This is a genomic window from Enterococcus infantis, assembly GCF_049166715.1.
GTDB lineage: Bacteria > Bacillota > Bacilli > Lactobacillales > Enterococcaceae > Enterococcus_C > Enterococcus_C leclercqii.
Window position 1 is genome coordinate 334776 of record NZ_JBMHFB010000001.1, and the last position, 13928, is coordinate 348703.

10 protein-coding genes are annotated in these 13928 nt (G+C 44.9%); 5 read left to right on the forward strand and 5 right to left on the reverse strand.

Features of this window, described 5'->3' with window-relative positions:
• Positions 1-756: 756 nt before the first annotated feature.
• Positions 757-1791: a tRNA preQ1(34) S-adenosylmethionine ribosyltransferase-isomerase QueA gene (gene queA / locus ACOMA8_RS01495; RefSeq protein ID WP_161898477.1), complete on the reverse strand. Its 1035-nt coding sequence runs from the start codon at positions 1789-1791 to the stop codon at positions 757-759.
• Positions 1792-1977: 186 nt separating this feature from the next.
• Between queA and ACOMA8_RS01500 the strand changes: the two genes are divergently transcribed.
• The 5 genes from ACOMA8_RS01500 (at position 1978) to ACOMA8_RS01520 (ending at position 6849) form a co-directional block, all read left to right on the forward strand.
• Positions 1978-2874 carry a VOC family protein gene (locus ACOMA8_RS01500; RefSeq protein WP_421367825.1) on the forward strand — a complete coding sequence of 299 codons (897 nt, stop codon included), beginning with the start codon at positions 1978-1980 and terminating at the stop codon, positions 2872-2874.
• A gap of 570 nt (positions 2875-3444) precedes the next feature.
• Positions 3445-4608 (forward strand): betaine/proline/choline family ABC transporter ATP-binding protein, encoded by a 1164-nt coding sequence (locus ACOMA8_RS01505; protein ID WP_161898478.1) that lies wholly within the window; start codon positions 3445-3447, stop codon positions 4606-4608.
• Between the two features lie 5 nt (positions 4609-4613).
• Entirely contained in the window at positions 4614-5249 is a 636-nt protein-coding gene (locus ACOMA8_RS01510) for an ABC transporter permease (RefSeq protein WP_161898479.1), read from the forward strand.
• Complete coding sequence (locus ACOMA8_RS01515; RefSeq protein ID WP_161898480.1) at positions 5250-6176, forward strand: osmoprotectant ABC transporter substrate-binding protein; 927 nt, start codon at positions 5250-5252, stop codon at positions 6174-6176.
• A gap of 4 nt (positions 6177-6180) precedes the next feature.
• Positions 6181-6849, forward strand: a complete 669-nt coding sequence (locus ACOMA8_RS01520; RefSeq protein ID WP_161898481.1) for an ABC transporter permease — start codon at positions 6181-6183, stop codon at positions 6847-6849.
• Positions 6850-6942: 93 nt separating this feature from the next.
• Here ACOMA8_RS01520 and ACOMA8_RS01525 read toward each other — a convergent pair whose 3' ends face one another.
• The 4 genes from ACOMA8_RS01525 to ACOMA8_RS01540 form a co-directional block, all read right to left on the reverse strand.
• Positions 6943-8766 carry an APC family permease gene (locus ACOMA8_RS01525; protein ID WP_421367830.1) on the reverse strand — a complete coding sequence of 608 codons (1824 nt, stop codon included), beginning with the start codon at positions 8764-8766 and terminating at the stop codon, positions 6943-6945.
• 333 nt (positions 8767-9099) lie between these two features.
• Positions 9100-9930, reverse strand: coding sequence for a Cof-type HAD-IIB family hydrolase (locus tag ACOMA8_RS01530; RefSeq protein ID WP_421367833.1), 831 nt, complete (start codon positions 9928-9930; stop codon positions 9100-9102).
• Between the two features lie 169 nt (positions 9931-10099).
• On the reverse strand, positions 10100-10387 hold the full coding sequence (locus tag ACOMA8_RS01535) for a hypothetical protein (protein ID WP_421367836.1): 288 nt from the start codon (positions 10385-10387) through the stop codon (positions 10100-10102).
• A 590-nt stretch (positions 10388-10977) separates the two neighbouring features.
• Positions 10978-13683, reverse strand: a complete 2706-nt coding sequence (locus ACOMA8_RS01540; protein ID WP_421367839.1) for a YhgE/Pip family protein — start codon at positions 13681-13683, stop codon at positions 10978-10980.
• Between the last annotated feature and the right edge of the window lie 245 nt (positions 13684-13928).

A 13928-nucleotide genomic window follows, 5' to 3' on the forward strand; every position in this document is an offset into this window, starting at 1 on the left:
TATTTTTTATTATTACAAAGCATCTGCCATTTTTTCACAAATTATTCCTATTTGATGATTGTTTATCCGCCCATTTTCTGCTGCTTGCTCTTTTTTCCTCTCCACTTTCCACAGCAGTTTTTCAACAGACCTTTTATTTCACAGTTTTCCCTTCTGAAACCCTTTAGATACCGGCAAGCTACGATAAAATTGGTCTACTCGAAATAAAGGTACAAAAAACTAAAGCAAATCACTTGTAAACGATTACATTGCATGCTATATTATGAGTGTAAGGAAGGGATGAATTTATCGGAAAGGAGATCTCGAAGAAGCATCGCGTAAAAGTAAACAGGTAAAAAAGTTGTTAGAAGTACAAGATTCACCTAGATTTATATGTGCGAGGTAAACTTACAAATAGTGAATGCGTATCATCAGGTTGTCACATTTGTACAACATCAGAGTAATAGAGATACGTAACAAACAGTAACACATTTAACACAACAAAATAGTTCCACATGATTTTAGCGTAGAAAATGTAGTGAAAACAAAGTTTTTTGTTTATGACAAGAGATTTATTACTTTGCATGTATAAATTGCAAACTAACTCTTTCCGACAAATCCTTCCATCAAATAAAGGCCGGGCCCTCGAGAGCCCGGTCTCTTTTTGTCCTAAAAGCCGTACTTTTTGGTCTCAAAACGATAATGCTTATGAAAAAGATCAGAAAGGGCCTACTCACTACAGTAGCTCTTTCTGATCTTTTTTACATTGTCTGGCAATCACTTGACGAACATGGCATCACCGAAAGAAAAGAAGCGGTACTTCTCTTTTACTGCATGGTGATAAGCTGCCAAGACTTGTTCCCGACCGGCAAAGGCACTGACTAGCATCACCAATGTCGATTTTGGCAAATGGAAGTTGGTCGAAAAGGCATCCACCACTTTAAACTGATAACCTGGCGTGATAAAAATATCCGTCCAACCGCTATCGGCTTTGATTTCCCCCGCGAATTTCGTGCCGATGGTCTCCAATGTACGAATCGAGGTCGTACCCACTGCAACAATTCGACCCCCAGCAGCTTTGACCGCATTCAACTGATCGGCTGCCTCTTGAGTCAAGCGGTAAAATTCACTGTGCATGTGGTGTTCAGCAATATTCTCGACACTCACTGGGCGAAAAGTTCCTAACCCCACATGAAGTGTCAAATAGACCAGCTTCACACCTTTTGCTGCAATCTCATCCAACAGCTCTTTGGTAAAGTGGAGGCCTGCAGTCGGAGCTGCAGCTGAACCATTTTCTTTCGCGTAAACCGTTTGATAGCGTTCGGGATCTTCCAAGCGTTCTTTGATGTATGGTGGTAGCGGCATTTCTCCCAAAGATTCTAAAGTTTCCAAGAAAATGCCTTCATAGTGAAAATCAATAATCCGGCCACCATGCTCCAGTTCTTCTTTGACTACCGCTGTCAAACGGCCATCGCCAAAGCTGATTTCAGTACCGACTTTTGCGCGTTTTGCCGGTTTGATCAAGGTCTCCCAAGTGTCTCCTTCAATATTGTTCAGCAAAAGCACTTCTAGATGGCCGCCAGTCTCCGGTTTTTCGCCGTACAAACGCGCTGGCAGCACCCGGGTGTCATTCATGACCAGCGCATCGCCGGGATTCAGCTGATGGATGATATCATGGAAGTGCTGGTCTTCAATTTTTCCAGTCTTGTGATCTAGCACCAACAACCGGGAAGCCGAACGATCTTTCAATGGTGTCTGGGCAATCAGCTCTTCTGGCAATTCAAAATCAAAATCTTCAGTGGTTAACTTCATGTAGTTCACTCTTTTCTTCTATTTTCATTGGGAAACTAAAAAAGTGCTCATTTCCCCACGATTCGTCTTGGCTATTTTAGCATGTTTTGCCGTGGGTTTCGACTGCAAGCAGTTTTCTGGCACAATCTGTGGAAACTCTTTATACTTATCATTAGTAAGTAAATTTGACCAATTGGAGGACTTCTCATGATGACACCTTTTCACCATATCTCATTGCTGACAAAAGACGGCCAGCAAAATGCCGCCTTTTATACAAAAACATTGGGCTTGCGCTTTGTTAAAAATACCGTTAACCAGGAAAATCATCGTATGCTCCACTATTATTACGGGGATTACACCGGCAGTCCCGGAACTGTAGTGACTTTTTTTGTCGTGCCTCATTTAGGTCATCGTTATGACAACGATCACTTTATTGCTACGATTGGATTAAAAATTCCTGCCGGCAGTTTCACCTTCTGGAAAGACCGATTACAAGAAGTTGGCGTACAACTGGAGCTCACAGATAAACAGATTCGCTTCAATGATCCTGATGACGTGACAGTGATTCTGACAGAAGTCTCTGATGGTCCTTTGCCGCAAGCGCGTTGGGCGAAAAACGATATTCCCGGTAGGTACCAGATCCTCGGTTTGAATTCGTCGGAAATCCACGTAAAAGATCCACAAGCTACAGCAGCATTTTTTGAAAAACTTTTAGACTGGCAGACAGATGATCAAGGACGCATTCATTTCAACGAAACCGACTTTGTGGATATCCTCCCGACTGATACTGCAGAAGAAATGCACATGGGTCGCGGCTCTGCCGATCATATCGCTTTTGCGGTCTCCGACGATGAGGCACTGACTGCCCTCCACCAAAAAGCGAAAGCGCAAGGTTGGAATATCGAGAAAATGATCTCCCGCGGTTATTTCAAGAGTCTGTATATCCGAGAACCTGGCGGCAATCGGATGGAATTTGCCACAATGGCGCCAGGTTTTACTATTGATGAACCTTTGGAATCATTGGGTGAAAGTTTTGCTTTGCCACCGTTTTTAGCAGATCAACGGGCTGAAATCGAAGCAAACCTCTACCCACAGGAGGGATGATTGCCTGTACAAATCACGACAATGGGCATTGTCCGCTGTTGTAGTTCGTGGCCTGTCTTAAGCGTCAAATTTTTATCTACTAAAGCTAAAAAGGTGTTACTTCCTCATTTTTTATCAGCATTCCAAGCTGAGAAGAATCCTTATCAAAGGTTCTTCTCAGTTTTTTTTAATGTGCACCCCTTGTTATCTTTCCTCCTCGGTCTAGTTGGCGAGTTTCCCGCAAGCTTCGTCTTGTCTCACTTTTAAGTTTGTGAAAAAATCAACCATCCCGTTATAGCAAGCACAATTTTTCCAGTTTTCATGAGAAGCCATTTTCACATAAAATCAAGATGTTTGAATTTTTTGCAGAACTTTGCCAGACTTAAGGGAGACCCTTCGCAGAAACAGCGGCCGTAATTTAGACAATCCGCTGTCATTTTATGGAAGAAACCTGACTTGAACCGACATTCTCGCCTGCATCCTGCTGGTCCACGTGAAAACGAGAATGGCGGTCCATAACTGTACATTATCCGTCGAAAATCACGACGGTAGCTTTGCGAGGAAAAAAATGAAAATAGAGGGTGAAAAAGTATGATTGAATTTCAACACGTCACAAAAATCTACAAAGGCGGCAAAACTGCCGTGGAAGACGTCAATCTTTCCTTTGATAAAGGGGAGTTTATTTGCTTTATCGGAACATCTGGCTCCGGAAAAACTACCTGTATGCGTATGATTAACCGGATGAATGAACCAACAAAGGGCAAAATCTTAATCAACGACAAGGATATTCAGGAGTTTAATCCGGTTGAGTTGCGCCGCAAAATTGGTTACGTGATCCAAAATATCGGCCTGATTCCTCATATGACCATCCGAGAAAATATCACATTGGTTCAGCGTTTATTGAAAGTCGACGAAGAAACCCGCAATGAAACAGCGGAAAAGATGATTGACCTCGTGGAGTTGCCCCGAGAAATGTTAGATCGTTATCCTAGTGAACTTTCTGGCGGACAGCAGCAACGGATTGGCGTTGTTCGAGCTTTGGCAGCAGATCAAGACATCATTTTGATGGACGAACCTTTTGGAGCCTTGGATCCCATCACTCGTGACTCACTGCAAGATTTAGTGAAAGATCTGCAAGAACGTTTGGGCAAGACCATCGTATTTGTCACTCATGACATGGATGAAGCCTTAAAGCTGGCCAACCGCATTGTAATCATGAGCAAAGGCAAAGTGATTCAATTTGATACACCAGAAAATATTCTCCATCATCCTGCCAATGAATTTGTCGAAGAATTGATTGGGGAAGAACGGCTGTTGCAGGCTAAACCTGACACCACAACCGTGGGAGAAGTTATGTTGAATAAAGCGGTCACCATCACCCCAGGCAAATCATTGCGAGATGCTATCAAACTGATGCGGGAAAAACGGGTAGATACCTTGTTGGTCACTGACGACAATGATGTTCTTAAAGGTTTTATCGACGTGGAAACAATGGATAAAATGCGCGGCAAAGCATCCAGTGTTGGCGACATTTTGAATCCCAATGTCTTTTATGTTAATCAGAAAACCCAACTGCGCAATGTCTTACAGCGGATTTTAAAGCGCGGACTAAAATACGTTCCTGTGGTAGATGATCGCAATCGAGTCGTTGGTATTCTGACTCGAGCATCCCTGGTAGACATCGTATATGACGTACTCTGGGGCGATGAAGCTACCATTAGCGAGGCTGTGGAATCTGCGAAAGAGGAGGCGTGAGTTTCATGACGAACTTTTTCAATGAATACGGCAGTCAGATTCTGTCAAAATCAATTGAGCACATCTATATCTCTGCAATTGCACTATTACTTGGCATTGTGATTGCAGTTCCGTTAGGCATTCTTTTGACCCGCACACCCAAAGCTGCCAGCATCGTGATTTCTATTACTAGTGCTTTGCAAACTGTCCCGTCACTAGCATTGCTGGCACTGATGATTCCCTTTTTCGGCGTCGGGAAATTGCCGGCAGTCATCGCCCTGTTTATCTATTCGCTTTTACCCATTTTGCGCAACACTTTTATCGGTATGAAAGGCGTAGATCCCAACTATCGCGATGTTGCCAAAGGAATGGGCATGACGAATTTTGAATCTATTCGGATGGTGGAACTCCCACTGGCGATGCCTACAATCATGGCGGGGATTCGGTTGGCGGCTGTCTACGTCATCGCCTGGGCAACATTGGCTTCTTATATTGGCGCTGGCGGCCTGGGAGATTTGATTTTCTCTGGTTTGAACAACTACCAGCCACCGTTGATTTTCGCCGGGACCATTCCGGTAACGATCTTGGCACTATTGGCTGATTTTCTTTTAGGCAAACTGGAAAACAAATTGACCCCGCGAGCAGTAAGGGAGGCTGAATAAATGATGAGACGAAAATTCCATACCGCATTGCTGACACTGGTCTCACTTTTGACATTGGCCGGCTGTTCACTGCCGGGATTAGCCAGTGCTTCTTCAGACAACACCGTAGCCATCACCGGCGGCATCACCTCAGAGTCCCAGATTTTGGCGGCACTGGTGGCGGGTATGATTGAACATTACACAGACAAAGATACGACAGTCATCAACAACTTGGCGACCACCACCATCAACCATCAAGCGATGATGAACGGTGACGCCCAAGTTTCAGCCGCCCGCTACACCGGTACTGACTTGACCACCACTTTGGGCATGGATCCTGTCAAAGATCCCAAGCAAGCCTTTGATATTGTCAAAAAGGAATTCAAGAGCCGCTTCAAACAGACCTACATGGCTTCTTACGGCTTTGACAACACCTATGTTTTTCTGGTTCGTAAAGATACAGCTGAAAAATATGGCTTAAAAACCGTTAGCGACCTGCAAAAACATGCTGGCGAACTGACAGCCGGTGTGGATACTGCTTGGATTACCAGAGAAGGTGACGGTTACGACGGATTCAAAAAAGAATATGGTTTTGCTTTTGAAAAAATCTTACCGATGCAGATTGGCTTAGTCTATGACGCCGTCTCTGCTGGTAAAATGGATATCGTATTGGGCTATTCCACCGATGGCCGCATTGCCAGTTATGATTTAGTGATGCTGGAAGACGACAAGCACTTCTTCCCGCCTTACGATGCTGCGGCGATCATCGATGACAAACTAGCCAAAGAAGATCCCAAAGTTAAAGAAGCCATCGCCAAATTAGCCGGAACCATTGATACTGAAGAGATGCAAAAACTCAATTATGAAGCCGACAACAACTTGGTGGAACCCACAGTGGTAGCACAAGAGTTTTTGGCGAAACACAACTATTTCGAGGAAGGGAAGTGAGGACATGGACTTGCAAAATATGAACTTGGTCGAACAGTTCTTCTATTATTTCAAGGAAAACGGCAGCTATGTCTTCAGCCAGTTCCTGCGACATTTTCTAATTTCCATCTATGGAGTGCTGTTTGCGGCCATTGTGGCGATTCCTTTAGGGATCTGGATCAGCCGTCACCACAAAATCGCTGACTGGGTCATTCGTCTGGCAAATATCATTCAGACAGTGCCTTCATTGGCAATGATTTCGATTTTGATGATTGGATTAGGGTTAGGGGTAAATGTCGTTATCGTAACGGTGTTCTTGTATTCTCTTTTACCAATCATCAAAAACACCTACACCGGCATGAATCAAGTCGACAAAAATATTCTTGATGTCGGCAAAGGAATGGGCATGACCGCTTGGCAGCGACTGTACATGATTGAGCTGCCGCTTTCTGTTTCGGTCATTATGGCCGGTATTCGTAATGCACTGGTGGTCGCCATCGGAATCACCGCTATCGGAGCCTTTGTCGGTGCCGGTGGTCTCGGGGATATCATCATCCGCGGAACCAACGCCACAGACGGTGCTTCCATCATTTTAGCAGGGGCGTTACCTACTGCATTGATGGCTATCATCACTGACTGGGGACTGGGAATCATTGAACGCAAGCTAGATCCAGCCACTAAAACTTCAGACTAAGGTATAGCAAAAACGCTCGTCGACAACAGCTTTTAGCCGTTATCGACGAGCGTTTTTTTACATTGTTTCCGCAGATAGAGCGCCTTACAAGTGCTATTTTTTCAGATGATAGCTGTAGGTCCCAACAACAATCTTTTCCCGCCAAGACAAGCGCATCCGCAAACGCAGACTGGTCTGGTTGTGAAGGATGTTCTGCCAACGATGCTTCGGCACGAACTGAGGAATGATTACCGTCGTCGTATAGTTATGCTTCCGCGCATTTTTGCTCACTAAATCTACATAACGAATGATGGGATTTTCAATCGAACGGTAACTGGAATGAACCACCGAGAAGCGCACATCGGGGAAATTCGCTTTAAATTCTGCTTCGATTTCTTTTTCTTTATCGACATCCTCATCCGTAGAGACGTGCATGGCTACCACATAATCACCAATTGATTGCGCGTAATTCAATGCACCGACATTTACCCGCGTGACATTACCCACCAAGACGATAACAGTGTTGCCGTCATAGGTATGCAAAGCAACTTCGTCTTCTAAGCGCAGTTGTTCGGCTACGTTTTGGTAATGCTTGTGAATCTGATAAAAAACGTACAAAAGGACTGGCATGATGATGAAAAAAGGCCAGATATCTGCCAGACGAAAAGCAAACAAGATTGCGATGATGGCATAAGAGATAACTGCTCCCACAATATTGGCAATAGATTTTGTCAACCAGCCTTTGCCCCGCTTACGCCAATGGATGACCATCCCGGTTTGTGACAAAGCAAAAGGAATAAACACGCCAATGGAATACAGTGGGATCAAACGTTCCGTTGATCCTTGGAAAATGAACAGCAGGATAATGGAACCTGCAGCCAAAGTGATGATCCCATTTGAGTAGCCTAAGCGATCGCCGCGGTCTTGATACATATGGGGCATAAATTTATCTTTGGCCAGATTGTAAGCCAAAACTGGAAAGGCAGAGAAACCTGTGTTGGCAGCCACAGCCAAAATCAAAGCCGTAGCAAATTGCAATACATAAAACATAACGCCATGGCCGAAAACGGCTTTCCCGATTTGAGACAAAACGGTAACTTCAGTTTGCGGCACAATTCCGTACCAATAGTTCAAAAAGGTAATTCCAACAAAGAAGAAGCCTAAGATTGCTGCCATAATTGCCAATGTCGACGCGGCATTTTTAGCTCGTGGCTTTTTGAAAAACGGCACAGCGTTACTGATAGCTTCCACCCCGGTCAAAGAAGAAGAACCGGAAGAAAACGCCCGCAGAATCAATGCGATACTGATTCCCGGCACCGCCGCCCCAACCGCAGATGTCGCATGAAAAGGTGCCGCTCCGGTGGCAATCTGAAACAGTCCGTAACCAATCAAAATCGTGATGACGGCAACAAACGTGTAAACTGGAACCATCAAAAAGCCCGCCGATTCCCGCAGTCCTCGTAGATTCATCATCATGATTAAAAGCACAATCACTACACTAATCGCCACTTGATGGCCAAATAATGCCGGAATCGCTGAGGTAATGGCCTCGGCGCCGGCCGATACAGAAACGGCGACAGTCAGCATATAATCAATCAACAATGACCCACCGGCAATCAAGCCCGCATTCTTGCCGAGATTCTCACTGGATACGACATAAGCCCCGCCCCCATGAGGATAGGCGTGGATGATCTGTCGATAAGACAACGTCAACGACACTAATAAAATGATGACAAACGCAGCGATTGGCAATGAATACCAGATCGCAGCTGCCGACAGTGTGACCAGCACCACGACGATCTGCTCGGTCCCGTATGCGATGGAAGACAACGCATCCGAAGACAGCAGCGCCAATGCAGCAAACCGGCTCAGTTTCTGCTCATCATTTTCAGCCGACTTCAAAGGACGGCCCACTAACAAACGTTTTAAATAATTCAATTTTTATCCCTCTGCCTTTTCACCAATATGTGTGCGAACGACCAGCATTTCATTTATCGATACTGATGATCGCAATTTCAACAAATTATGCATCAATTGTTTTCTGAAAAATCTCTGCAAACAAAACAGTATGCTACGCTTACCCACCTTAAAAGTCAATGATTTTTTATTGCCACAACCAAACTGTAACAATCTGTACACTCGGTGATTTCTATTTCTCCAAAAAGTCGGCTGACTCTGACTATTCGCCAATGTCTCTGAAAAGTTCACACTGTTCATTGCCGCAAAAAAGTACGGCTATCGATTACCCTTTCATTAAGACAACAGCAAGCATCAAAGCTCTAGCTGTAATGCGTCACTAATTGCCTCCGCAGCTCCGTCATGATCATTGTCTACTGTAATCAGATTGGCCTTTTCCTTACAAGCTTCACTGGCATTGCCCATTGCGACGCCAAAGCCGGCAGCCGCGATCATGCTGAGGTCGTTGTCATGATCACCAATAGCCATGACTTCATTTGGTGCCACCTGATAATAATCTGCCAGCTCCCGCAATGCCAATTCCTTCGACACCGTTTTATCAGTGAATTCCAAGTAATTGCTTTTAGAGCGATATTTGGTAGATTCCATCAAAACCAAGCGACCGATAGCCGCGTCCAATGCGGCGATGTCTTCATCTGAGCCGATAAACAGCAGCTTGTGGATTGGCGGTTGATTCGACAAGAAATCTGGCAAAATGACCTCTTTTGCCGTCATTTCTGTGATAGCTTCTTCTTGTTGAACCCATTTATTTATAGTTGGGACGAACCACTCGGCAGCTGAATAGATATTGACCGCCACCTCGGGAAAGCTATGAACTGCCAGCTGAATTACCTTATTGGCCTCGGTAAAATCTAAAGGGCGGCTGAATAGTTCGGTGAAGCTGCCTTTTTTAGTCTGCTCTACAATATAGGCGCCGTTATAAGCCGCTAGCGGTGCCGTGAGAGTCAGTTCATCGGCAATGGCAGTCATTCCTTTCGGCGAGCGGGCCGACGTTAGGACAAAGGGAATCTTTCGCTTTTGCAACAATGGCATCAGCGCCTGCAATTTTTTTGAGACCTGGTGTTGGGAATTTAAAATCGTGCCGTCGATATCACTGATGATTAGACGGATATCCGATGTTGTCATGTTCTTTCTTCCTTTCGCTAAAAACTTCAGCAGCTCGTCAACGATTTTCTGCTCGTTTACTCAGCTGCCCCTATCATACCAATGATGTAAAATCGCTGCAAAAAGACGGCTTGCCCTTGCCAGCTGTCAGACTTGCCACCAACAATCACACAAGGGGTGCAAGTTACCCTCAGCCGTATAAAATCATCTGACAAGCCACCAAGATACTCAAAATAGCCGGCAGCAGCTCTGCTTCAAAACAAAAAAGCGCATATACCGGCTCCCAGCTTCCAGATTGAACAACGAAGCTCGCCACCTGTTTTCTGTCCTCTTTTACAGTAAACTCCGCAGCGTCTTGATCACAAGTAACAGTCAAGCGCCGCTGCAACCAGCTGACTTCCAAATGAAAAGTGAGACTCTCAGGAATCTGGCGGATGTCCCCTGCCAGTTGTCCCGCGCTGAAGGCTGAAAGGGCCACTAGCTTGCTGCTTCAGATAAGTAGCGGGCTGTCCAGCCAACCTTGAGTCCAAGTAAGTGATTCGGCTGGTATTGGGCAGGCGACCAAAGATTCGCAGCACGCGATTTAAAACCAACGCCGCCGGTTTTCTTTTGAAAATAGCGACTATTTCACCGTTATTATCACTAATTTGGCAGCTCGTACCCCCGCCTCTGAACTTTGCAACATACGTCTCCACAGCACACCTCCCACAACGTTTCCGCCAAAAATCTTCTTAAAACCAGTATAGCAGATTTGCTTTGGCAGCTAAGAAGTAGCGCCTGTAGAAAAAGTGGCGTTAGACGAAAAGCATTTTTAAATGGTAACTAGTGAAGGTTTCATCGTATAAACAAGACAGTCTGTGTTAGAAAACAGTTGCGACATTCTCTGTGTCAAAATCCGTTCACCATAATATAAGGAAAGTCTGCGTTTGAAATTTTTAACAATGAAAAGCCAAGCCCCCTCCATTAAAAAACAGTGGAAGGGACTTGGCTTTTGGGTACTCACGTTTGGTATTGTTGTTCGCTTCACAGGACGGTGACTCAAGGATTGTCACAGCCCCTACCATTTTATCAATGGAAGAAGTGGCTTTCTTTTGAAATTCCATCCAGCTTACTGGTCATTTTTTCTAACTTCGGATAAACCAACACGCCAATTACGCCAAAGCCTACGAAAAGCAGCGCCATGATCCAAATATTCGGGATCGCATTTGGCCAGTAGATTCCACCGGCGGCTTCCCGCAACAAATCCACAGCATGAGTGAAAGGCAGTAGCGGGTTGATCATTTGAAAGAACTTGCCCGAGACCTGAATCGGATAGTTCCCACCCCCGCCGGATATTGATAGCACCAGAATGATGATGGCAATCCCTTTACCGATATTGCCAAAGAGAGCCGAAAGCACATAGACGATCATCATAAAGGCCAAGCCTACCAATAGCGTAAAGAACACCGCATAAACCGGCTCTTTCACATCCACTTTCAGTAAGAAGATATTCCCTAATGCAACCACCAGTGCTTGGAAGACACCTTCAGTCAAGAAGGTCAGCATCCGTGCAACAAAAGTTTCTCGCTTGCTGAATTTTTTCTTGTCTTCGTCTTCCAAGTGATAGGACGTAGTCGCAACACTAGAAAGCAACAGCGCACCTACCCACAAACACAACGCTGTATAAAAAGGCGTGCTGGCAGAGCCGTTATTTGCGATAGGATACATTTGGTTAGTAACTAATTCCACCGGTGAAGTCAAAAAGTCGCTTTCCGCATTGGCGTCAGATTTCAGTAGCTTGATGATTTCCCCGAGATCGACGTTTTCTTCACCTTTACGGATGGCTTCAGCCGCTTTGTGCAGTCCCGCTTTTAATGTTGGCCAATTGTTTTCAATCAAATTGGTGGCCATCTTTAATGCCGATTCCACTTCTGGCAGTTTTTCATCCACCATCGTCATGGTACTCTTGATTTCTTTTTCGATGGTTGGCCAGTCATTTTGCACAAAATCAGCAGCTAAGGCGAGCTTTTCCTTCAGTTGCGGCAGTTCATTGTTGTACAAGTCTGCCCCTTCATTGATGCCGGCGACAATTTCATTCATGTGGCCATTCAACAATTCGTTAGCATCGTGAACTTCCTGCTTGATTGCCGGTAGTTCCTTCTGATATTTCTCCAGCAATGTGATTGCATTAGCCACCGTCTTGGAAGTTCCCGCCAACAAACTGTCAAAGTCAATCTGTTGGGCTTTGCCGATTGCATTCTGGGCATCTGTCATCACTGCAATTACTTTACTCAGTCCTGACTCAAGTTCTGTCTCAATCTGGTCGACATCAATTGTTCCTAAAATGCCGTTCAATTTATTGGCGACGTCTTGAACAGCTGCCAGTGCTTGTTGAACATCTGCGACAGAACCGGTCTTGACGGCCGTATTCAAATTATCAACACGTTCTTTGAGTCCACTGATCAATGGTTTGGCATTTTCCAGCTTGTTGTTGATATCTTGCAACAAACTACTGTTGGCATAGTTGGGCAAGGCTTGAATAAATTGCTGCAGCGCATCGATGTTGCTCAACCGCTGACTCAAGCGATCCGACATTCCCTGCAGCACATTAGACAAAGCTGTCTTTTCTTCAGGAGTCAGCTGGTTGTCAGCGATAGCCGTGTCAATCTTACTTGCCAGATCACTGACTTCAGTGTTAATCAACACCAGATCACTCAAAATACTGCTGGCGTTTTGGGCAACGGTCGGCAAGGTGTCCTCCAATTTGCCCGCCGCATTTTTTAGCTGACCGGCAAAGTCATCGGCATTGGCTGCCATTGACTTCACATCCGGAAGAATTTCTTGAACCTGCTTGAGGATTTCTAAACCTTGTTTGGCTTCGATAATCCCATTGTTCATGGTTTCTTCAATCGTATCGAAATCCGCATCAACTTGCGCCAACTGCTTGCCGGCATTTTGAATCTCAGGAATCTTTTCCTGCAATGTCAAAATCACGGCGGCTTGTTTTTCCAACTCCGGCATTCGGTCATTGAGTGCCACTAATTTTTTACCCATTTCATCTACTTGAGGCAAGTAATCACTGAAGGACTCGGCTTTAGCAATCTTTTCCTTGATCTCCGGCATTTTGCCGTTGAGTTCCACGATTTGTTGGGCATATTTTTCGATAGTATCGGCATTTTCATCTGTCTCTAAGATCAGCGTCTTGACCTTGTTGATACTCACCAGATTGGCATCAATGTCATAGCCCACCTCGTTCATGACTTTTAAAACTGTATCGCTAGCTGTCTTGATGAAATTCTGCGAAATCTGCTCTTGCAGACTACTCGCCCCTTTGTCAGTGATTTTAGGAGCAATAGCATTGATTTTTTCATTGATGTAATATTCGATTTTCGGTTTTTTAATCGTGCCAGAAGCAAAGCTCAGCAGATTTTCTGAAAAATCCTTTGGTAAGTAGATTCCCGCGTAATACTTACCCGACTTGACCCCTTCTGTCACTTCCTTTTTTGAATCCACAAAGCGCCATCCCAGCTGCTTGTTGTCATGGAGTGTGTCTAGGACCTGGTCGCCAATCTCTACCTTTGTATCCTGGAACTTAGCCCCAGCATCATCAGAATAAATGGCAATCGGCAACTCTCCAGTATTCCCGTATGGATCCCACAACGCCTTGATATTAAACCAAGCGTAAAGTGACGGCAAAATCATCAGCGCCACAATCAGAAAAGCCGCCATTGGGCTCTTAAAGATCCGCTTCCAGTCCAATTTGTATAAGTGAAAAACATTTTTAATATGCTGCATCCTGATCATCCTTTAAGCGATATGTCGTTGCGAGTCTCCTCTGTAAACAGTTCCCGCAAATTTCATCATCATTTTTTTCATTAAGAAACTTTAGCATGAAACACGTTTCCCGGCTACGGAAGAAACTGTGAAGGTTCGCGGTTTTAGACATTTATGACAATCTGTCACGCTTGCAAGCGTTCTCTTTTCACAGTCGTTTCTGACCAGTAACGAATTTCTTAATCTCTGCTTTAAATTTATCATGA